This is a genomic window from Leifsonia sp. SIMBA_070, from assembly GCF_046534635.1.
Taxonomy (GTDB): domain Bacteria; phylum Actinomycetota; class Actinomycetes; order Actinomycetales; family Microbacteriaceae; genus Leifsonia.
Map to the genome: position 1 here is coordinate 1 of NZ_JAWRYK010000133.1, position 306 is coordinate 306.

The following is a 306-nucleotide window of genomic DNA, read 5'->3' on the forward strand; positions in this document are numbered from 1 at the left end:
ATGCAAAATTATAAAAAGATTCCGCTCTTAAAAAAAAACCATTTGTTACTTTTGGAAACCATGATAAACGAATACATGAGCTTAAAACAGATACATCAATATTATCAACATTAACATTATTACGATTACCACCATTCAAGTTAAACCCACAATTATCTGCAATAGACTCTAATAATGTCGATTTTCCAGAACCAGTTTCTCCTACAAAAAACGTTACATTATTTTTAAAGTTGAGTTCATCTAAATTTTTTATTACAGGAACACAAAAGGGATAATTCTTATAAGAACTAATTTTCTCTTTAAGTA

Annotated in this window: 1 protein-coding gene; it reads right to left on the bottom strand. The window is 27.1% G+C overall.

Going from position 1 to position 306, the window contains the following annotated elements; all coding sequences use genetic code 11:
- Window positions 1-292 (bottom strand): AAA family ATPase (locus SB754_RS19730; protein ID WP_410784085.1); only part of this gene is annotated, 292 nt, incomplete at its 3' end.
- Between the last annotated feature and the right edge of the window lie 14 nt (window positions 293-306).